The sequence below is a fragment of the Streptomyces sp. NPDC101132 genome (assembly GCF_044759225.1).
In the GTDB taxonomy this organism is placed as follows: domain Bacteria; phylum Actinomycetota; class Actinomycetes; order Streptomycetales; family Streptomycetaceae; genus Streptomyces.
In genome coordinates, this window is sequence record NZ_JBIVYX010000004.1 from 486,504 (window position 1) to 505,588 (window position 19,085).

Sequence of the window (19,085 nt, forward strand, 5' to 3'; positions counted from 1 at the left end):
TACCCCGGGCCCGGGGTGCCGCCGGAGGGCCGTCACCGCACCACGCGGGGGCGGCCCTCCGCCGTACGGCTGCTGCACACTGGACGCCATGGACATCGTGATCAGGGAAGCCCGGCCGGACGAGTACGCGGAACTGGGCGAGATCACCGCCCAGGCCTACCTGAAGGACGGCCTGCTCGACCAGAACGAGACGGACGACTACGCGAACACCCTGCGGGACGTGGCCCGCCGGGCCGCCCACGGCGAGATCCTGGTCGCCGTCGCGGACGACCGGCTGCTGGGCGGCGTCGCCTACGCGCCCCCGGGCAGCGAACTGGCCGACATCGCCACCGGGGGCGAGGCGGAGTTCCGGATGCTGGCCGTCGCCCGCGAGGCCCGCGGCCGCGGTGCCGGCGAGGCCCTCGTACGCGCCTGCATCGACCGCGCCCGCGCCACCGAGGGCGTCACCCGCATCGTGATGTCCACCCAGCCGGCGATGCGGGGCGCCCAGCGCCTGTACGAACGCCTGGGCTTCACCCGCACCCCGGAGCGCGACTGGTCGCCGGTCCCGCGGCTGGAGCTGCTGACGTACGGGCTGGACCTCTAAGGCCCCGCCGGTCACCCCCGCCCGCCTTCTCGACGGTGCCTCTCCGGCGATAGCGGAGAGGCACGACGCCGGGACTCCCCGTCGCGGGCGACACAACATCTAGGGGGTCACACAGACCACCGCCCCCACATGTATGCTCATCCTCGCTGTCGCCGCAGGGGAATCCGGTGCGAATCCGGAACTGTCCCGCAACGGTATGAAGTGCACGCATACGCGCACTCCCAGTCCGAAGACCTGCCGACGGCGCGCCCGGGTCGACCGAACCGGGCGCCGACCACGTCCGGGCCTCGCGGTTGGGCCGGTGGACGCCATGCGGAGCACGCGTACCTGCCACGCCCGCATGCGCCCCCGCACGCCCCGCCACGCAGGCCGGGAGCCGAGCGAGGGAGAGCCCCCCATCGTGACCATCGCGCCTGCCGCACCGCGCGCCGAGTCCGACCCGTCCGAGGCCGAAGGCCCCGGCACCGCGCTGCTGCGCACCCTCACCGACCTCACCGCCGACCTCCCCGACACGGACCCCGGCCGGGTCGCCGCCGCCGCGCTCCGCGGCCGGAGCGCCGACGCGGACGAGGCCGAACTGCGGGGGCTCGCCACCGAGGCGGCCGCGGGGCTCATCTCCGAGGACCCGGCCTACTCCCGGCTCGCCGCCCGGCTCCTGACCCTCGCCATCGCCGACGAGGCCACCGGCCAGGGCGCGACCTCCTTCTCCGCCTCCGTCGCCGTGGGCCACCGCGAGGGCCTGATCGCCGACCGCACCGCCGAGTTCGTCCGCCTGCACGCGGCCCGCCTCGACTCCCTCGTCGAGGCCGCCACCGCCGAGGGCGCCGACGACCGCTTCGGCTTCTTCGGCCTGCGCACCCTGCACAGCCGCTACCTGCTGCGCCACCCGATCACCCGCCAGGTGGTCGAGACCCCCCAGCACTTCATGCTGCGCGTGGCGTGCGGCCTCGCCGCGGACGACAGCATCGAGGCGGTCGAGGAAGTCGCCTCGCTGTACCGCCTGATGAGCCGCCTGGACTACCTCCCGTCCTCGCCGACGCTCTTCAACTCCGGCACCCGCCACCCGCAGATGTCCTCCTGCTACCTGCTGGACTCCCCGCTGGACGAGCTGGACTCGATCTACGGCCGCTACCACCAGGTGGCGCGCCTGTCGAAGCACGCGGGCGGCATCGGCCTCTCGTACTCCCGCATCCGCGCCCGCGGTTCGCTGATCCGCGGCACCAACGGGCACTCCAACGGCATCGTCCCGTTCCTGAAGACCCTCGACGCCTCCGTCGCCGCGGTGAACCAGGGCGGCCGCCGCAAGGGCGCCGCCGCCGTCTACCTGGAGACCTGGCACGCGGACATCGAGGAGTTCCTGGAGCTCCGCGACAACACCGGCGAGGACGCCCGCCGCACCCACAACCTCAACCTGGCCCACTGGATCCCGGACGAGTTCATGCGCCGCGTGAACGCCGACGCCGAGTGGTCGCTGTTCTCCCCCGCCGACGTCCCCGAGCTGGTCGACCTGTACGGCGACGAGTTCGACGCCGCCTACCGCAAGGCCGAGGCCGCGGGCCTGGCCCGCAAGACCATGCCCGCCCGGGACCTGTACGGCCGGATGATGCGCACCCTCGCGCAGACCGGCAACGGCTGGATGACCTTCAAGGACGCCTCCAACCGGACCGCGAACCAGACCGCCCTGCCGGGCCGCGTCGTGCACTCCTCGAACCTCTGCACCGAGATCATCGAGGTCACCAACGACGACGAGACCGCGGTCTGCAACCTGGGCTCGGTCAACCTCGGCGCCTTCGTCCACCCGGAGATCCAGGACATCGACTGGGCCCGCCTGGACGACACCGTCCGCACCGCGGTGACCTTCCTCGACCGGGTCGTGGACATCAACTTCTACCCGACCGAGCAGGCCGGCCGCTCCAACTCCAAGTGGCGCCCGGTCGGCCTGGGCGCGATGGGCCTCCAGGACGTCTTCTTCAAGCTGCGGCTGCCGTTCGACTCCCCCGAGGCCAAGGCGCTCTCCACGAAGATCGCCGAGCGGATCATGCTCGCCGCGTACGAGGCCTCCTGCGACCTGGCCGAGCGCAGCGGCCCGCTGCCGGCCTGGGCCGAGACCCGGACCGCCCAGGGCGTGCTGCACCCCGACCACTACGGCGTCGAGCTGCACTGGCCGGAGCGCTGGGACGCGCTGCGCGCCCGCGTGGCGAAGACCGGCATGCGCAACTCGCTGCTCCTGGCCATCGCCCCGACCGCGACCATCGCGTCCATCGCCGGCGTCTACGAGTGCATCGAGCCCCAGGTCTCCAACCTCTTCAAGCGCGAGACCCTCAGCGGCGAGTTCCTCCAGGTCAACGGCTACCTGGTGGAGGAGCTGAAGAAGCTCGGCGTGTGGGACGCGCAGACCCGCGAGGCGCTGCGCGACGCCTCCGGCTCGGTGCAGGGCTTCAACTGGATCCCGGCCGAGGTGCGCGAGCTCTACCGGACCGCCTGGGAGATCCCGCAGCGCGGCCTGATCGACATGGCGGCGGCCCGTACGCCGTTCCTCGACCAGAGCCAGTCGCTGAACCTGTTCCTGGAGACGCCCACCATCGGCAAGCTCAGCTCGATGTACGCGTACGCCTGGAAGCAGGGCCTGAAGACCACGTACTACCTGCGCTCGCGCCCGGCGACGAAGATCGCCCGCGCGGCCTCCGGCACGGCCGTCCCCGCTGCCGCCACTCCCCTCCCGCAGGCCGTCGACGCCGACGCGCTGGCCTGCTCCCTTGAGAACCCCGAGTCCTGCGAGGCCTGCCAGTGAGCACCACCCGATCCCAGAACCTGCTCGACCCGGGCTTCGAGCTGACCCTCCGCCCGATGCGCTACCCGGACTTCTACGAGCGCTACCGGGACGCGATCAAGAACACCTGGACGGTGGAGGAGGTCGACCTCCACTCCGACGTGGCGGACCTGGCCAAGCTCAGCCCGGCCGAGCAGCACATGATCGGCCGCCTGGTGGCGTTCTTCGCGACCGGCGACTCGATCGTGGCGAACAACCTGGTCCTGACGCTGTACAAGCACATCAACTCCCCGGAGGCGCGCCTGTACCTGTCGCGCCAGCTCTTCGAGGAGGCCGTGCACGTCCAGTTCTACCTGACGCTGCTGGACACCTACCTGCCCGACCCGGAGGACCGCGCGGCGGCCTTCGCGGCGGTCGAGAACATCCCCTCGATCCGCGAGAAGGCGCAGTTCTGCTTCAAGTGGATGGACTCCGTCGAGAAGATCGACCAGCTGGAGACGGCCGCCGACCGCCGCCGCTTCCTGCTGAACCTGATCTGCTTCGCGGCCTGCATCGAGGGCCTGTTCTTCTACGGCGCCTTCGCGTACGTGTACTGGTTCCGCTCGCGCGGCCTCCTGCACGGCCTGGCCACGGGCACGAACTGGGTCTTCCGCGACGAGACCATGCACATGAACTTCGCGTTCGAGGTCGTGGACACGGTCCGCAAGGAGGAGCCCGAGCTCTTCGACGACGCGCTCCGGCAGCAGGTCACCGACATGCTCAAGGAGGCCGTCGAGGCCGAGCTGCAGTTCGGCCGCGACCTGTGCGGCGACGGCCTGCCCGGCATGAACACCGAGTCCATGCGCGAGTACCTCCAGTGCGTGGCCGACCAGCGTCTGGTCCGCCTGGGCTTCGCCCCGGTCTACGGCTCCGAGAACCCCTTCTCCTTCATGGAGCTCCAGGGCGTCCAGGAGCTGACCAACTTCTTCGAGCGCCGCCCGTCGGCCTACCAGGTCGCCGTGGAGGGCACGGTCGACCTGGACGAGGACTTCTGAGTCCGCACCCGGACCCCTTCCGCGCCGGACCGGCCGGCGGCTGCCCCGCGCAGCTGCCGGTCGGTCCGGCGTTCGCGGTGGAGGCCGTACAGGGCCGGAGCCGACAGGAGGGTGAGGACGGACAGGACCGTGAGGTGGTTCAGGAACGTGGTCATGGGACCACTCTCCGGCGCCCGCGAAGATCCGGACAGTGGCAGGACTGTCGTAAGACATCGAATTACTGCCACACTGGGCGCATGCTGAAGGCCGCTCCCGCACTCAAGAACGTCGCCGTCGCCCTGGTCGACGGGGTCGCCCCCTTCGAACTCGGCATCTTCTGCGAGGTCTTCGGGATCGACCGCGGCGAGATGGGGCTGCCCGTCTACGACTTCGCGGTCTGCGGGGTCGAGGAGCCCCAGGTGGTGGGCGGCGACCAGCTGTTCACGATCGCCACCCGGTACGGGACCGAGCGGCTCGCCGAGGCCGACCTGATCTGCCTGCCCGCCGACCGGCGGGCTCCCGCCCGGGACTACCCCGAGCCCCTGCTGGACGCGCTGCGCGCCGCCGTGGACCGGGGAGCACGCGTACTCAGCGTGTGCAGCGGGGCGTTCGTCCTGGGGGCGGCCGGGCTGCTCGACGGGCGCCGGTGCACCACGCACTGGATGCACGCCGCCGCGCTGCGGGAGAAGTACCCGCTGGCCCGGGTGGACCCGGACGTGCTCTACGTCGACGAGGGCCCGGTCGTCACGGCGGCCGGCACGGCCTCGGGCATCGACGCCTGCCTGCACCTGGTGCGGCAGGCCCACGGGGCGGAGGTCGCCAACACCATCGCGCGGCGCATGGTCGTACCGCCGCACCGGGACGGCGGACAGGCCCAGTACATCCGGCGGCCGCTGCCCCGCACCGCGTGCGACGTGGTCGGGGACACCCTCGACTGGATGGTCCGGAACCTCGACGGGGAGATCACCGTCGAGCAGCTCGCCGAGCGCGCGCACATGTCCCCGCGCACCTTCGCCCGGCGCTTCCTCCAGGAGACCGGCACCACGCCGTACCAGTGGGTCCTGCGCCAGCGGGTGCTGCTGGCGCAGGAGTTGCTGGAGTCGACGGACGACACGGTCGACGCGATCGCCGGCCGCTGCGGCTTCGGCAGCGCGGCGGCGCTGCGGCACCACTTCCTGCGGGCGCTGGGCACCACGCCCAACGCCTTCCGCAGGACCTTCCGCGGCCCGCGGGCCGCCTGAGACCGCGAGGCGGCGACTACGCGTTCGGGACCGTCTCGTAGCGCGGCGTGCCCTCTTCCATCTGGCGCAGGGCGTCCTTGCGGTCGCGCTTCGAGAGCCGGTCGATGTAGAGGTAGCCGTACAGGTGGTCCGTCTCGTGCTGGAGGCAGCGGGCGAAGTAGCCGGTGCCGCGGACCTTGATCGGGTTGCCCTGGGCGTCCTGGCCGGTCACCTCGGCGTAGTCCGGGCGGGCCAGCGAGGCGTACGCGGTGGGGACGGAGAGGCAGCCCTCGTTCGAGTCGTCCAGGACCCGCTGCGAGGCCGGCAGCTCGACCAGCTTGGGGTTGACCACGACACCGGTGTGCCGCACGCCCTCGTCGTCCGGGCAGTCGTACACGAAGACCTTCAGGTCCACGCCGATCTGGTTGGCGGCCAGGCCCACGCCCTCGGCGGCCTTCTGGCTGGCGAACATGTCGTCGATCAGCGAGGCGAGCTCGTCGTCGAACTCGGTGACGTCCTTGCACTCGCGGTGCAGGACGGGGTTGCCGACCACGGTGATCGGGCGGGCGGTGCCGCGCTCGCGGTGGGCGAGCTCGCGCGCCTCGCAGTCCTCGGTGTCCACGACGTATCCGTCGTTGACCTCGCCGACCTGCTGCTCCGTCTCCTGCTGGGCCATGTCCGCCGTACGCCTTCCCTCAAGTCACCGTCTGTACCCGTACAGCCTACGGGCAGGCGCCCGCGCCGGGGCACCTGCCGGGGACCCCTCCGGGGCGGGGCCCTGCGGGGTCAGCAGACCTCTTCGAGGTCACGCCACTCCCGGGTGTCCGGGCTGTCGGCCACCCAGCCGTCCAGGAGGCCGCGCACCAGCCCCGCCGGGGCCGCGATGCCGCATTCGCGCTCCGGCACCCACAGGGACCCGGAACCGGCCGTACGGTGCCCCAGGGGGCCGGGATGGCCCGGTTCGCTGTGGTCGTGCGGGTCCACGTGCTCGCCGTCGCCCTCGCCGCTGGGCATGGCGCTCTCCGAACACGTCCGGCACAGCAGCCGCACCGACGAGGACCAGTCCTCCGCGGCGAATCCGGCGTCCGAGGCCAACTGCTCCAGGGCGTCGCGGTCCGCCTCGGTGGCCGCCTCCAGCAGCACCACCCAGGTGGGCACCGGCGAGGGCGCCCAGAGCTCGATCTCGTCGAAGACCGGGTACGAGGGCCCGGCGGCCGTCACGCGCTCGCCGTGCGGGACGCCGTCGTGCAGGACCACCTCGCCCCAGCGGCGCCCGGAGGACGGCAGCGGGATCGAGAGGACCTCCATCCGGGCCGGATCGAGCCTCCGGCCCCACACGACCTCCGCCTCGCCCTCGGGCGACAGGCGCACCGCCGCGCTGCCCAGCTCCATGCCCACGGGCTCGCCCGTGGACGCCCCGCCGCGGGGGTCGCCGGGCACCTTCAGTCCGTACGCCTGCCAGGCGCGCCGGGCCAGCGGCCAGTCCTGGAGCGCGGTGGCCGCGATCCCCACGTTCCACCAGTCGGGGGCGCCCGTCTCGCGGTCGAGCAGGGCCACGGCCCGCAGCCCGGCCGCCCTGGCCTGTTCCCAGTCGTGCCGGAACTTGTGCAGCAGGGCCAGGTTGAACCAGGACTCGGAGAGCCAGGGCTCGAGGTCCGCGGCACGCGTCAGCAGCGCCCCGGCGTCGTCGTACCGGCCGTCGCCGATCAGCGTGAACGCGCGGTCGGTCGCCTGCCGCCACGAGGCGGAGGGCCGATGCCGTACCTTCCCGAAGATCCTCACAATTCCCGCCTATGGGGGCACCCCCAGTGCTAGCTGGGGGACCTACGGTGCAGCCTTGCGGACTCTCTTACTTCGCATCCAACCATGCCCACTCGGACGGCCGCTCATTACCCATGGGTTACCCGTGTGGGGAGGCACTGACTCCGGCCCTCCCGGACGGGCCCCCGCCGCGCTGCAGCACCCGTGCCAGGCACTCGACGACCTCGGGCTGGTAGTCGTGGGCGGTGCCCAGCCTGAGGTGCTCCAGGGCGGCCAGCGAGCCGGCCGGGTGACGGCCGGGGCCCACGAGGTCGTCGTACGCGTTGACCGCCCGGACGATCCTGGCCGCGACCGGCTGCTCGCGGTACGGCTCGGCCTGCCGCTCCACGACGACGGCCACCTCCGCGGGCACCCCGGTCTGGCGGGCGACCTCGCCGCCGAGCCGGGCGATCCGCTCCCGCTCGACGGCGGGCAGCACGGCGGTGGCGCCGCTCGGGACCGGGTCGACCAGGGAGAGCTGGCCGATGTCGTGCATCAGCGCCGCGTACTCCAGCACCGTCAGCTCGCGCTCCGACAGACCCAGTTCGCGGCCGACGGCGCAGCTGAGGGCGGCGACCCGGCGGGAGTGGCCCGGCCTCGTGTAGCCGGCGATCTCGGTGGCGCGGGCCAGGGAGGTGATGGTCTGGCGGTACGTCGTGCGGATCGCCGAGATCCGCCGGAAGGACAGCTGGGTGAGCAGCAGCGGCACGCTGAACACCGGCAGCGCCCACAGCCCCGCCACCCCCACGCCGAGGGCCATCACCACACCACTGGCGCAGATCGCCGAGCCGATGCCCAGCAGGGCGCGCAGCTCGTCGCGGAGCAGGGGCCCGTACGGCCATCCGGTGCGCGCCCCGGCCAGCGCGGCGGCCAGCACCGCGTCGCACAGGGCGGTCAGCCCGAGCAGCAGGACGAGGTACACCGCGAGCAGCGGGCCCTGGCCGAGCAGGTCCCCCAGCCGGCCGGAGTTGTAGAGGGGCTGGAAGCAGACGGCGGCGAAGGTGACGGTCAGCACCCGGCGGGCCACGTGGTCCAGGGCGGGCCCACGGCCGAGGGCCACGTGCGGGACCACCCCGACCAGCGCGGCGGCCACGACCACGGCCACGATCTGGAGCACCCCGTGGTGGGTGGGCTGCCCGGCGTTCTGGCCGAGCAGGGCGTACGCGAGGGCCCCCGCGGAGCCGAGCGGCGCGGGCTGGCGGCCGCCGGCCGGGGCGTGCCCGGCGCCCTCCGCGGAGTCGCGGCGGGCCAGCTCGCCGATGGTGATCAGGACGCCGAAGGCGAGGGCCGTACCCGGTTGCACGACGCCGTGCCAGAGCGTCCAGCCGAGCCCGGCCACGGTCAGCGCGCCGGCCGCGCCCCGCACCAGGGCCACGGTGGCGCCGCGGGACCGGACCGTACGCGCGCCCGCGGCCCTCACCGGCCCCCTCCCCCGGGGCGCCCGGCGCCCCGCCCGGCCCCGCGGGCCGCGGGCGGCACCGGGGGCCCGCCGGGGCGGGGCAGCGGCACGTTCCCGCGCGGGGCGGCCACCGCCACGGTGTCCTCGTCGGAGGTGACCGAAGGGTGCCAGCCCTCCCGCTCGACGGCCCGCAGCAGGGCGCCCACCATCGCGGGGTCGAACTGGGCGCCCGCGCAGCGCAGCAGTTCGGCGAGCGCGGTCTCCACCGGCCGGGCCCTGCTGTAGGAGCGGGTGGAGGTCATCGCGTCGAAGGCGTCGGCCACGGCCACCACGCGGGCCAGCACGGGGATCTGTTCCCCGGTCAGCCCGTAGGGGTAGCCGGAGCCGTCCACCCGCTCGTGGTGGTGCAGGATCGCGGCGCGGGCCTCGCCGAGGAAGCCGATCCCGCGCACCATCTCGTGCCCGTACTCGGGGTGGAGTTCGATGACGCGGCGCTCCTCGGGCGTCAGGGGGCCGTCCTTGCGCAGCAGCCGGGTGGGGACGCCGAGCTTGCCGACGTCGTGCAGGATGCCGGCGAAGCGCACCACCTCCAGCCGGTCCTCGGGCATGCCCAGCTCGCGGGCGATCATCGCGGAGGCCTGGCCGACCCGCTCGCTGTGTCCCCGCGTGTAGCGGTCCTTGATGTCGACGGCCTGGACGAGGGCGCGGATGGTGGCCTGGTGGGCGGCGCGCTCGCGGTGGTACTGGGCGAAGACCCAGCAGGAGATGTACATCGGCAGCAGGACGAGCAGCGCCGCGGGCGCCCCGTAGGGGCTGTGCCAGAGGACGGCCATCATGAGCCCGGCGAGGCCGTGTACGCAGAACGGGGCGAGGGAGCGCGGCAGCAGGCCGTGCCAGGCGGTGCGGGCGGGCCGGCGCTCGGCGAGGGCCAGGACCCCGCCGTCCAGGGCGGTGAGCACGAGGCAGAAGGCAGCGGCGGCGGCCGCGGCCGGCAGGAGCAGGTACGGGAAGTCCGGGACGCGCAGCGGAGCCGCCCCGCCGAGGGCCGCGGGCCCGCGCAGGAGTCCGTACGCGTGTCCGGCGGCCCAGGCGGCGACCGCCTGCTGGGCGGCGTGCCAGACCCGGCGGACCGTCGCGGGCCGCTGCTCGACCTTCCCGGCGAAGGCCCCCGGCGCGGCGACGAGGGCCGCGGCGGCGGGCGGCAGGAGGAAGACGGCGGCCAGGACGACGGGGAAGAAGGCCCCCATGCCCTCCGGCACCCGGCTCCCGAGGAACGGGCAGACCCGCACCAGTTCCACCGCGAGGTAGAGCGAGGCGAGCAGGCCGACGGTCGGCCAGGGGGTGCCGGCATCGAACAGCGCGGGGCCGGCACAGCCGAAAGCGCCGAGAACGGCGCACAGGATATAGACACGCGCCCCCGGCGGAAGTGCCCGCATGGCGCTCTCCTCCCCGTGTGCCTGGGCAAGCCCGGTACCGAATCGAATCGGCGGTACCGAATGGGGAGAATATGGGGCCCGACCACGTGCCGGGCCGCATTTTCACATTGCGCCGTCCGGGTGCCCCCGGATTAGCACCTTCGGGTGAACGACGTTACGTTCCGGAAGCGTCCGTCGGAGTGAGCGCCCGGGTGGGACCCGCGTGGGCGTTCAGGTCGTGGCGGGTCCCGCGGCGGCGGGTCCCGCGGTGATGTCCTGGTCGGGAACGACCTGGCCGGAGCGGATCAGCTCGATCCGGCCCATCACCTTGGAGCGCAGGTCGCTGGGGACGTCGTCCGATCCGCAGCAGCGCTTCACCAGCTTCTTCACGGCCTGTTCGAGGCCGTACTTCTCCAGGCAGGGCGAGCATTCGCCGAAGTGCGTTTCGAACTTCGTGCAGTCGCTGTCCGGCATCTCGTGGTCGAGGAACTCGTAGAGGTGGTCCAGGACCTCAGAGCAGTCCGTCTCGTGCGGCTCTCCGCAGCTCATGAGCCCGAGCCTTTCCGATCGTTCGACTCTCCCGCGCCGGCCGGGACCAGCCCGCGGTCACGGGCGTAGTCCTCAAGCATTCCGCGGAGTTGGCGGCGGCCACGGTGCAGTCGCGACATGACCGTACCGATGGGTGTACCCATGATGTCCGCGATCTCCTTGTACGCAAAGCCCTCTACGTCGGCGAGATAGACGGCGATGCGGAACTCCTCCGGAATGGCCTGGAGGGCTTCCTTCACGTCCGAATCGGGCAGGTGGTCGAGTGCCTGCGATTCGGCGGAGCGCAGACCGGTCGACATGTGCGACTCGGCGCGGGCCAGCTGCCAGTCCTCGATCTCCTCCGCCGCGCTGCGCTGCGGCTCGCGCTGCTTCTTGCGGTAGGAGTTGATGAAGGTGTTGGTCAGGATGCGGTACAGCCACGCCTTGAGGTTGGTGCCCTCGCGGAACTGGTGGAAGGACGCGTACGCCTTCGCGTACGTCTCCTGTACGAGGTCCTCCGCGTCGGCCGGATTGCGCGTCATGCGCAGCGCGGCCGAGTACATCTGGTCGAGGTAACCGAGGGCGTCCCGCTCGAAGCGCGCATTGCGCTCGGCGGCCGTCTCCTCCACATGGCCGTCGTCGGTGCCAGTGACAGGACCCACCTCCTCCAACGCCGTGGCGGGACCGTACGCGGACCCGCTCGAATCGGAGAATAGTCGACCCTCCCGGCCGTCCGCCGCCCGGACAGGGGCCTGCCTGGGCGTCGGCAGTACCGTGCGAGCCCAGCCATCGCTGGAGGATGCCCCCAGGTCAGCGGCCTGCGGGCGGTCCGGGCAGATGGTCGAACCCATGCGGTCCCTCTCCTCTGGCGAGCTTCGTGTACGTGCCGACGTCTGGCACAACAGAGGGTTCCTTCGGCACATTCCCCCGGGCCCCCCGGTTTGTCAGGTGTCGGTCACCACACGCCGGCCGGGAATGGAGCGGGGCCTTCCGGAAAACCCGCCGGGCCCGCGGCCGGAGGGCGTACCGGCCGTACGCACCCGGCTCAGGGCGACAGCCGCTCCAGCCAGTCCCCGACCGCGCCGGCGATCAGCTCCAGGGCCGCCTCCTGGCCCGCCTCGGCCTTCTTCGGCACCGCGAAGCCGTGGTCGCCGGCGGGCACCTCGACCAGCTCGTACGTGCCCTCCGGGAACTCCTCCGGCCGCCCGAAGGGGTCCCGGCCGCCCTGGACCACCAGGGTGGGCAGGCCCGCGCCGGTGAGCTCGTCGGCCCGGGACTTCTCCGGCCTGCCCGGCGGGTGCAGCGGGAAGGCCAGCGCCAGCACGGCGTGCGCACCCAGCTCGGCCCCGGTGCGGCAGGCCACCCGGGCGCCCGCGCTGCGGCCGCCCGTGACGACGGGCGGGCCGGGTGCGGTGAGCGCGGGCCAGAGCGCCCGCCAGCCCTCGTCGAGGACCTTCGGCGCGGCGGCCACCTTCCGGCCGGCCACCCGCCACGGCTGCTCGACCAGTGCCACGGTGATCCCGCGGGCGGGCAGGGCCGCGGCCAGGGCCTGGAGGTCCCGGGCCTCGATGCCGCCCCCGGCGCCGTGGCCGAGGGCCAGGACGAGGCGGGCGGCGCGGGCGGGGTGCCAGGTGATCCTGGCCTCGCCCGCGGGGGTGTCGACGGTCTCGGTACGGGGCGCGGTGCGGGGTGCGGAGGGCGTCACGGGGCCATCCTGCCCGTCACCAGAGGGTGCCCAGCTCAGGCGCGGCCAGCTCGTGCAGCAGTTCGGGGCCGTTGTTGCGGACGTTGCTCACGGCCGTGGCGACCGGGTAGGCCCGCATCAGGCCCTCGGGGGGCGGGGCCAGCAGGCCGCGCAGCCGGTCCAGGTCGGTCTGCCGGGGGTCGAGCCAGGCGTCCCACCGGTCCGGGGTGAGCATCAGGGGCATCCGCGGGTGTATCTCGGCCAGGGAGGCCGGGCCGTCGGCCGGGGCGACGCCCAGCGGCGCGGTCTCCGCCTCGGTGGTGATCACCGAGCAGGTGACCCACCAGGCCGACGGATGGTCGTCGGGCACGGTGCGGTCGCGCCAGAACTCGTATATCCCGGCCATCGCGAAGACCGACCCGTCGGCCGGCAGCACGAAGTACGGCTGCTTGCGCGGGCGCTTGCGCTTCCCCTCGACCTCCAGCTGCCGCTCGTCCGCGCCGGTGACCCACTCGTAGTAGCCGTCGGCCGGGACGATGCAGCGGCGCTGGGCGAAGGGGCGCCGGAAGGAGGGCTTCTCGTGCAGCGACTCGGCCCGTGCGTTGATCATCCGGGCGGCGCCGTCGGGGTTCTTGGCCCAGGAGGGGACCAGTCCCCACCTGAGCGCGCGGAGCTGGCGAACCGGGCGCGGGTCCTGCGCGTCCTTCAGGGGGCGGTCGAGGACGACGTACACCTGCTTGGTGGGCGCCACGTTGTAGTCGGGCTCCAGGGCTTCCGTGGGCTCCCACTTCTCGATCCCGAAGGCCTCGACCAGGTCCTCCGCCCCGCGACTTGCTGCATAGCGTCCGCACATGCCTGCCACACTGCCATGTCCCTCCCCCGGCCAACGCCGGGAGGTACCCCCAGCCCCTTCGAAGGAGTCAGCCACCAGATGGACAGCAACGCGATAGGCAGCCTCTGGGACCGGCTCACCGGGCTCCAGCCCGCACCCGACACGTGGCTGGTCGTGGCCACGGCCCTGGCCGCCCTGGCCGTCGTGGTGCCGCGGCCCGTGTGGCGCCTGTCGCGCAACGCGATCACCATCGCGCACGAGGGCGGCCACGGCCTGCTCGCCGTGCTCACCCGGCGCCGGCTGGACGGCATCCGGCTGCACTCGGACACCAGCGGCCTGACCGTCAGCCGCGGCCGCCCGACCGGTCCCGGCATGATCCTCACGGCCGCCGCCGGGTACACCGCTCCTCCGCTGCTGGGCCTCGGTGGCGCCTGGCTGCTGTCCGGGCACCGGATCACGCTGCTGCTGTGGGCGGCGACGGCCCTGCTGGCCGCGGTGCTGGTGATGATCAGGAACGCGTACGGGGTGCTGACGGTGGTCCTGACCGGCGGCGCGTTCCTGCTGGTGTCCTGGCTCGCGCCGACCGACGTCCAGGCGCTGTTCGCGTACGGGGTGGTGTGGTTCCTGCTGCTCGGCGGGGTGCGGCCGGTCTTCGAGCTGGGCGCCCAGCGGCGGCACGGGGGCGCGCCCGACTCGGACGCCGACCAGCTGGGCCGGCTCACCCACGTGCACCCGGTGGTGTGGCTGCTCTTCTTCCACGCCGTTTCCCTCTGCTCGCTGATCGGAGGCGGGCGCTGGCTGCTCGGCCTGTGAGTTCAGGGCGTGAGACGACCCGCTTCCGGGCAGGGGGGCGCCTGGCCGAGCAACTAAAGTGAGGGGCATGACCCAGACCCCCGCGCTCCCCGCCCTCTGGCCCGCCCCGCTCGCGGACGGGCCCGTCCGTGCCACCGTGACCGTGCCGGGGTCCAAATCGGTCACCAACCGCGCCCTGGTGCTGGCCGCGCTGGCCTCCGAGCCGGGCTGGGTGCGCCGCCCACTGCGCTCCCGTGACTCCCAGCTGATGTCCGACGCGCTGCGCGCCATGGGCGTGGGCATCGAGGAGACCGTGTCCTCCAGTTCCGCGGGGGCCGGCGAGAGCGGCGAGGCCTGGCGGGTCATCCCGGCCGGACTGCACGGCCCGGCGACGGTGGACGTGGGCAACGCGGGTACGGTCATGCGCTTCCTCCCGCCGGTCGCGGCCCTCGCCGACGGCCCCGTCCGCTTCGACGGCGACCCCCGTTCGTACGAGCGCCCGCTCGGCCAGGTCATCTCCGCGCTCCGCACGCTGGGCGCACGGATCGACGACGAGGGCCGCGGCGCCCTCCCGCTGACGGTGCACGGCGGCGGGGCCCTGGACGGCGGCACGGTCGAGATCGACGCCTCCTCCTCCTCCCAGTTCGTCTCCGCGCTGCTGCTCTCCGCACCCCGCTTCAACCAGGGCGTCGAGGTGCGGCACGTGGGCGAGACCCTGCCGTCGCTGCCGCACATCCGGATGACGGTGGAGATGCTGCGCGCGGCCGGCGCCCAGGTCGACACCCCCGAGGCGGGCGGCGAGAAGAACGTCTGGCGGGTCTCCCCCAGTGCCCTGCTCGGCCGGGACCTGGTCGTGGAGCCCGACCTGTCGAACGCGCAGCCGTTCCTGGCCGCCGCGCTGATCACCGGCGGCACGGTGACGATTCCCGACTGGCCGCGCCGCACCACCCAGCCGGGTGACGAGCTGCGCCGCATCTTCACGGAGATGGGCGGCTCCTGCGAGCTGACCGACGAAGGCCTGGTCTTCACCGGCTCGGGCCGGATCCACGGCATCGACGTGGACCTGGGCGAGGTCGGCGAGCTGACCCCCGGCATCGCGGCGGTGGCGGCCCTGGCGGACTCCCCGTCGACCCTGCGGGGCGTGGCGCACCTGCGGCTGCACGAGACGGACCGGCTGGCGGCGCTGACCAAGGAGATCAACGAGCTGGGCGGCGACGTCACGGAGACGGCCGACGGCCTGCACATCCGCCCGCGGCGCCTGCACGGCGGGATCTTCCACACGTACGACGACCACCGGATGGCCACCGCGGGCGCGATCATCGGCCTGGCCGTCGAGGGCGTGGAGATCGAGAACGTGGCGACGACCGCCAAGACCCTCCCCGACTTCCCGGCCATGTGGACGGGCATGCTCAAGGGTTCGGGAGCCTGACGCGATGCGCCGGTACGGCAAGCACACCGACGAGGACGACATCCGGGCCCGCCCCAACCCGAAGGGCAACCGGCCCCGGACGAACATCCGGCCCAAGCACGAGGACGCGTCCGAGGGCTTCGTCCTCACCGTCGACCGGGGCAGGCTGACCTGTCTGGTGGAGGACCGCACCGTCACCGCGATGAAGGCCCGTGAACTGGGCCGGAAGGCCGCGGTGGTGGGCGACCGGGTGGGGCTCGTCGGTGACCTGTCCGGCAAGAAGGACACCCTGGCGCGGATCGTGCGCATCGAGACGCGCAAGTCGGTGCTGCGGCGCACCGCGGACGACGACGACCCGTTCGAGCGGGTGGTGGTCGCCAACGCCGACCAGCTGGCGATCGTGACGGCGCTGGCGGACCCGGAGCCGCGGCCCCGGCTGATCGACCGCTGTCTGGTGGCTGCGTACGACGCGGGCCTGGAGCCGCTGCTGGTGCTGACCAAGTCGGACCTGGCGCCCGCGGACAAGATCCTGGAGACCTACGCGACGCTGGGCCTGGCACACGTGGTGGTCAACCGCGACGAGCTGCACAACGGGGACGCGGCGGACCGGGTGCGGGAGCACCTGACCGGCCGGATCACGGCCTTCGTCGGCCACTCGGGCGTCGGCAAGACCACGCTGGTCAACTCGCTGGTGACGGAGGACCGGCGGCGCGCGACCGGCCACGTGAACGCGGTGACCGGCCGCGGCCGGCACACCACCACCTCCGCGCTGGCGCTGCCGCTGCCCTCGGGCGACGGCTGGGTCATCGACACGCCCGGCGTCCGGTCCTTCGGCCTCCACCACGTGGACCCGTCGCGCGTGATCCTGGCCTTCCCCGACCTGGTGGAGGGCACGGAGGGCTGTCCGCGCGCGTGCAGCCACGACGAGCAGGACTGCGCGCTGGACGAGTGGGTGGCCGAGGGGCACGCGGACCCGGCGCGGCTGTACTCGCTGCGGCGGCTGCTGGCCACGCGGGAGCGGCGCGAGGGCGACTGACCCCAGGATCCGCCGGGCCGCGGGCCCGTCGCGTGGCAGGCCGACGTTTGCCGGGCGGGGGGTCTGGTAAATGCATAATCGCACCAAGTGACGCGAAGCGGTCACCGAATGCGGGGAGGCATGCATCATGGCGTGGCTGCTGGTCGTGGTCGCGGGGATCCTGGAAACCGGTTTCGCGGTCTGCCTCAAGCTCTCGCACGGCTTCACCCGCCTGTGGCCGACGATCGCCTTCGCGTGCTTCGCGCTGGGCAGCTTCGGACTGCTGACGCTGGCCCTGAGGAAGCTGGACGTGGGCCCGGCGTACGCGGTGTGGACGGGCATCGGGGCGGCCGGCACCGCCATCTACGGAATGGTCTTCCTGGGGGACCTGGTCTCCACCCTCAAGATCGTCTCGATCACGCTGGTGATCGTCGGGGTCATCGGCCTCCAGCTCTCCGGCTCCGCGCACTGAACCCGCCGGGCGGGCCCGGCCTGAACTCGGCGGCCCGGGGCTCGCCGGGCCGTTCGGCGATGCCGAGGAGTTCGCGCAGGGCCGCCTCGCCGGGTTCCTCCGGCGGCGCGATCACACAGGACAGGGCCACGCGTACGGCCAGCTCGCAGCGGCGTACGGTGCCCTCCTCCGGTTCCAGCGCGGCGGCGGCCCGGTCCCGTACCGCCCGGGCCAGTTCGGCCGGTCCGGGCACTCCGGCGTCGGCCCGCCGCTGCGCCGGCACCGCGGAGGGGGCGCGCGCGGGCCCGGGGCGCGGCACCGGGAGCCGGTCGTCCCAGCAGCCGGTGAGCAGGGCCCGTACGAGGGGGTGGGCGCGGGCGGCGCGTACGGTCCACTCGGCCACGGCCAGCAGGCGTTCGCGGCCGGCCGCGTGGGAGACCAGGGCCCGGTCCACCCCGTCGAGGTACCAGTCGGTCTCGCGCCGGAGCAGGGCCCGGGCGAGGCCGTCCTTGCCGCCGAACTCGTTGTAGAGGGTCTGCCGCGACACTCCCGCGGCAGCCGCCACGTCCACCATCCGCACGACCGGCCAGGGCCGGGCCGTGAGCGCCGCCCGTGCGGCTTCCAGCAGGGCTTCCCGCGCTGTCGGCATCCCCGCGCCTCCCTCCCCGGCACGGCCGGGAACCTCACGTCCTCGCCAGCGTTGACGGGCCCGGTGACGCTGTCAAGGAGTGCCGCGGGGGTGAGCGCGGGGCCGTGTGGTCGGCCCCCTTCCGGGCCGATACTGTTCGGCCATGCCCGAGTATGACGATGATCTGCGCCTTGCCCATGCCCTGGCGGACGCCGCCGACGAGGTCACGATGGCCCGCTTCAAGGCTCTGGACCTGAAGGTGGAGACCAAGCCGGACATGACTCCGGTGAGCGAGGCGGACACGGCCACGGAGGCCGCGGTGCGCCGGCTGATCGAGGAGGCGCGGCCCTCGGACGCGATCCTCGGCGAGGAGTACGGGCTGGTGGGCGACGGTCCCCGGCGCTGGGTCGTCGACCCCATCGACGGCACGAAGAACTACGTCCGCGGGGTGCCGGTCTGGGCGACCCTGATCTCCCTGATGGCGGCGGACGAGAACGGCCGGTTCCGGCCGGTGGTCGGCGTGGTCTCCGCCCCGGCGCTGGGCCGCCGCTGGTGGGCCGCCGAGGGCGCGGGCGCGTTCGGCGGCGGGAGCCTGGCGGCGGAGGGCCCGATCGGGGTCTCCAAGGTGGCTTCGCTGGGCGACGCGTCCTTCGCCTACTCCTCGCTCACCGGCTGGGAGGAGCAGGGCCGGCTGCCGGGCTTCCTCGACCTGACCCGGGCCTGCTGGCGGACCCGCGGCTACGGCGACTTCTGGCCGTACATGATGGTGGCCGAGGGCTCGCTGGACCTGTGCGCCGAGCCGGAGCTGAACCTGTGGGACATGGCCGCCGTCGCGGTGGTCGTCCAGGAGGCGGGCGGCAGGTTCACCAGCATCGACGGCGTGGACGGGGTGGACGGCGGCAACGCCGCCGCGTCGAACGGCCTGCTGCACGACGAGATGCTCCGGCACCTGCGCCCCCGCGACTGACGGCCGCTCCCGCTCACCGAGCGTGCCCCCTTGATGGCCCAGGGCCGCCGTGGGAATCTGAGAATCCTCCGCTTGTGCGCTTGTGAATCCGTTCTCTAGCAACGGCCGATCCGGCGCTCCGCCCGAGCGGGGGTCTCACCCTAGGAGGTGGCTCTCTTCATGCTCGTCCGCGACGCCATGAGCACACTGATCCTGACCCTCGGCCCCGCCCACACCCTCAGGCAGGCGGCCTGCCTGATGTCCGGCCGCAGGGTCGGGGCGGCCGTCGTCCTCGACCCCGAGACCAGCGGCATCGGCATCCTGACCGAGCGCGACATCCTCAACTCCGTGGGCGCGGGGCACGACCCCGACCGCGAGACCGTCTCCGCCCACACCACCAACAACGTCGTCTTCTGCACCCCGGACGCCACGCTCCAGGAGGCCGCCGAGGCCATGGCGCACGGGGGTTTCCGGCACCTGATCGTCCTGGAGGACGGCGGCGCGGTGGGCATCGTGTCCGTCCGCGACATCATCCGCTGCTGGGTCCCGGCCCGGCGTACGGTCCCCGCGTAGGGATGAGCACGGCGGCGGGCCGGCA

20 protein-coding genes and 1 riboswitch are annotated in these 19,085 nt (G+C 73.3%); of the genes, 10 read left to right on the top strand and 10 right to left on the bottom strand.

Annotated features, from left to right (window positions below):
• Positions 1-88: 88 nt before the first annotated feature.
• From ACIQUR_RS12610 to ACIQUR_RS12620, 3 genes are all read left to right on the top strand, one after another.
• A complete protein-coding gene (locus ACIQUR_RS12610) occupies positions 89-586 on the top strand; it encodes a GNAT family N-acetyltransferase (RefSeq protein WP_403662524.1) in 498 nt (165 codons plus the stop codon).
• Between the two features lie 158 nt (positions 587-744).
• A riboswitch (cobalamin riboswitch) is annotated at positions 745-821 on the top strand.
• A 165-nt stretch (positions 822-986) separates the two neighbouring features.
• Positions 987-3,377: a ribonucleoside-diphosphate reductase subunit alpha gene (locus tag ACIQUR_RS12615; RefSeq protein ID WP_403662527.1), complete on the top strand. Its 2,391-nt coding sequence runs from the start codon at positions 987-989 to the stop codon at positions 3,375-3,377.
• A 56-nt stretch (positions 3,378-3,433) separates the two neighbouring features.
• Positions 3,434-4,390, top strand: coding sequence for a ribonucleotide-diphosphate reductase subunit beta (locus ACIQUR_RS12620; RefSeq protein WP_399945567.1), 957 nt, complete (start codon positions 3,434-3,436; stop codon positions 4,388-4,390).
• Here ACIQUR_RS12620 and ACIQUR_RS12625 read toward each other — a convergent pair.
• Positions 4,342-4,545, bottom strand: coding sequence for a hypothetical protein (locus tag ACIQUR_RS12625; RefSeq protein ID WP_403662530.1), 204 nt, complete (start codon positions 4,543-4,545; stop codon positions 4,342-4,344). The two genes, ACIQUR_RS12620 and ACIQUR_RS12625, sit on opposite strands and share 49 nt — an antisense overlap.
• Before the next feature lie 81 nt (positions 4,546-4,626).
• Here ACIQUR_RS12625 and ACIQUR_RS12630 point away from each other — a divergent pair, with 81 nt between their 5' ends.
• The gene (locus tag ACIQUR_RS12630; protein WP_403662533.1) at positions 4,627-5,610 is read left to right on the top strand and encodes a helix-turn-helix domain-containing protein; all 984 of its coding nucleotides are present in this window, start codon (positions 4,627-4,629) and stop codon (positions 5,608-5,610) included.
• Between the two features lie 16 nt (positions 5,611-5,626).
• Here the strand turns inward: ACIQUR_RS12630 and def are convergent, their stop codons facing one another.
• The 8 genes from def to ACIQUR_RS12670 all read right to left on the bottom strand — a co-directional run bounded on the left by def (position 5,627) and on the right by ACIQUR_RS12670 (position 13,268).
• Positions 5,627-6,265, bottom strand: a complete 639-nt coding sequence (def, locus tag ACIQUR_RS12635; protein WP_403662536.1) for a peptide deformylase — start codon at positions 6,263-6,265, stop codon at positions 5,627-5,629.
• 110 nt (positions 6,266-6,375) lie between these two features.
• Entirely contained in the window at positions 6,376-7,371 is a 996-nt protein-coding gene (locus ACIQUR_RS12640; protein WP_403662539.1) for a tetratricopeptide repeat protein, read from the bottom strand.
• Positions 7,372-7,489: 118 nt separating this feature from the next.
• The gene (locus tag ACIQUR_RS12645) at positions 7,490-8,809 is read right to left on the bottom strand and encodes an HD-GYP domain-containing protein (protein ID WP_403662542.1); all 1,320 of its coding nucleotides are present in this window, start codon (positions 8,807-8,809) and stop codon (positions 7,490-7,492) included.
• Entirely contained in the window at positions 8,806-10,224 is a 1,419-nt protein-coding gene (locus tag ACIQUR_RS12650; protein ID WP_403662545.1) for an HD-GYP domain-containing protein, read from the bottom strand. The genes ACIQUR_RS12645 and ACIQUR_RS12650 overlap by 4 nt, the downstream gene beginning before the upstream one ends.
• 210 nt (positions 10,225-10,434) lie before the next feature.
• Entirely contained in the window at positions 10,435-10,752 is a 318-nt protein-coding gene (rsrA, locus tag ACIQUR_RS12655; protein ID WP_399945236.1) for a mycothiol system anti-sigma-R factor, read from the bottom strand.
• Positions 10,749-11,393, bottom strand: coding sequence for a sigma-70 family RNA polymerase sigma factor (locus tag ACIQUR_RS12660; protein WP_399945234.1), 645 nt, complete (start codon positions 11,391-11,393; stop codon positions 10,749-10,751). The genes rsrA and ACIQUR_RS12660 overlap by 4 nt, the downstream gene beginning before the upstream one ends.
• 383 nt (positions 11,394-11,776) lie before the next feature.
• Complete coding sequence (locus ACIQUR_RS12665) at positions 11,777-12,436, bottom strand: alpha/beta family hydrolase (RefSeq protein ID WP_403662549.1); 660 nt, start codon at positions 12,434-12,436, stop codon at positions 11,777-11,779.
• Between the two features lie 16 nt (positions 12,437-12,452).
• Positions 12,453-13,268, bottom strand: a complete 816-nt coding sequence (locus ACIQUR_RS12670) for an SOS response-associated peptidase (protein WP_403662552.1) — start codon at positions 13,266-13,268, stop codon at positions 12,453-12,455.
• A 78-nt stretch (positions 13,269-13,346) separates the two neighbouring features.
• On the opposite strand from ACIQUR_RS12670, the gene ACIQUR_RS12675 reads away from it, so the two are divergent.
• From ACIQUR_RS12675 to ACIQUR_RS12690, 4 genes are all read left to right on the top strand, one after another.
• Entirely contained in the window at positions 13,347-14,060 is a 714-nt protein-coding gene (locus ACIQUR_RS12675; protein WP_403662555.1) for a M50 family metallopeptidase, read from the top strand.
• A gap of 67 nt (positions 14,061-14,127) precedes the next feature.
• The gene (aroA, locus tag ACIQUR_RS12680) at positions 14,128-15,468 is read left to right on the top strand and encodes a 3-phosphoshikimate 1-carboxyvinyltransferase (protein WP_403662558.1); all 1,341 of its coding nucleotides are present in this window, start codon (positions 14,128-14,130) and stop codon (positions 15,466-15,468) included.
• A 4-nt stretch (positions 15,469-15,472) separates the two neighbouring features.
• Positions 15,473-16,483, top strand: a complete 1,011-nt coding sequence (gene rsgA, locus ACIQUR_RS12685) for a ribosome small subunit-dependent GTPase A (RefSeq protein WP_403662561.1) — start codon at positions 15,473-15,475, stop codon at positions 16,481-16,483.
• 127 nt (positions 16,484-16,610) lie between these two features.
• On the top strand, positions 16,611-16,934 hold the full coding sequence (locus tag ACIQUR_RS12690) for a DMT family transporter (RefSeq protein WP_403662564.1): 324 nt from the start codon (positions 16,611-16,613) through the stop codon (positions 16,932-16,934).
• On the opposite strand, the gene ACIQUR_RS12695 is transcribed toward ACIQUR_RS12690, so the two are convergent.
• The gene (locus ACIQUR_RS12695; RefSeq protein ID WP_403662567.1) at positions 16,900-17,562 is read right to left on the bottom strand and encodes a TetR/AcrR family transcriptional regulator; all 663 of its coding nucleotides are present in this window, start codon (positions 17,560-17,562) and stop codon (positions 16,900-16,902) included. The genes ACIQUR_RS12690 and ACIQUR_RS12695 overlap by 35 nt on opposite strands.
• 142 nt (positions 17,563-17,704) lie before the next feature.
• On the opposite strand from ACIQUR_RS12695, the gene hisN reads away from it, so the two are divergent.
• Together hisN and ACIQUR_RS12705 are read left to right on the top strand one after the other, a co-directional pair.
• Entirely contained in the window at positions 17,705-18,508 is an 804-nt protein-coding gene (gene hisN, locus ACIQUR_RS12700) for a histidinol-phosphatase (protein WP_403662570.1), read from the top strand.
• A gap of 159 nt (positions 18,509-18,667) precedes the next feature.
• A complete protein-coding gene (locus ACIQUR_RS12705) occupies positions 18,668-19,060 on the top strand; it encodes a cyclic nucleotide-binding/CBS domain-containing protein (RefSeq protein WP_403662573.1) in 393 nt (130 codons plus the stop codon).
• The last annotated feature ends 25 nt before the right edge of the window (positions 19,061-19,085 follow it).

Excerpts from the sequence above, each read along its gene's own strand:
- ACIQUR_RS12610 (WP_403662524.1), top strand. The coding sequence starts at position 89 with ATGGACATCGTGATCAGGGAAGCCCGGCCGGACGAGTACGCGGAACTG.
- ACIQUR_RS12620 (WP_399945567.1), top strand. The coding sequence starts at position 3,434 with ATGCGCTACCCGGACTTCTACGAGCGCTACCGGGACGCGATCAAGAAC.
- ACIQUR_RS12625 (WP_403662530.1), bottom strand. The coding sequence starts at position 4,545 with ATGACCACGTTCCTGAACCACCTCACGGTCCTGTCCGTCCTCACCCTC.
- ACIQUR_RS12630 (WP_403662533.1), top strand. The coding sequence starts at position 4,627 with ATGCTGAAGGCCGCTCCCGCACTCAAGAACGTCGCCGTCGCCCTGGTC.
- def (WP_403662536.1), bottom strand. The coding sequence starts at position 6,265 with ATGGCCCAGCAGGAGACGGAGCAGCAGGTCGGCGAGGTCAACGACGGA.
- ACIQUR_RS12650 (WP_403662545.1), bottom strand. The coding sequence starts at position 10,224 with ATGCGGGCACTTCCGCCGGGGGCGCGTGTCTATATCCTGTGCGCCGTT.
- rsrA (WP_399945236.1), bottom strand. The coding sequence starts at position 10,752 with ATGAGCTGCGGAGAGCCGCACGAGACGGACTGCTCTGAGGTCCTGGAC.
- ACIQUR_RS12670 (WP_403662552.1), bottom strand. The coding sequence starts at position 13,268 with ATGTGCGGACGCTATGCAGCAAGTCGCGGGGCGGAGGACCTGGTCGAG.
- ACIQUR_RS12675 (WP_403662555.1), top strand. The coding sequence starts at position 13,347 with ATGGACAGCAACGCGATAGGCAGCCTCTGGGACCGGCTCACCGGGCTC.
- aroA (WP_403662558.1), top strand. The coding sequence starts at position 14,128 with ATGACCCAGACCCCCGCGCTCCCCGCCCTCTGGCCCGCCCCGCTCGCG.
- rsgA (WP_403662561.1), top strand. The coding sequence starts at position 15,473 with ATGCGCCGGTACGGCAAGCACACCGACGAGGACGACATCCGGGCCCGC.
- ACIQUR_RS12690 (WP_403662564.1), top strand. The coding sequence starts at position 16,611 with ATGGCGTGGCTGCTGGTCGTGGTCGCGGGGATCCTGGAAACCGGTTTC.
- ACIQUR_RS12695 (WP_403662567.1), bottom strand. The coding sequence starts at position 17,562 with ATGCCGACAGCGCGGGAAGCCCTGCTGGAAGCCGCACGGGCGGCGCTC.
- hisN (WP_403662570.1), top strand. The coding sequence starts at position 17,705 with ATGCCCGAGTATGACGATGATCTGCGCCTTGCCCATGCCCTGGCGGAC.
- ACIQUR_RS12705 (WP_403662573.1), top strand. The coding sequence starts at position 18,668 with ATGCTCGTCCGCGACGCCATGAGCACACTGATCCTGACCCTCGGCCCC.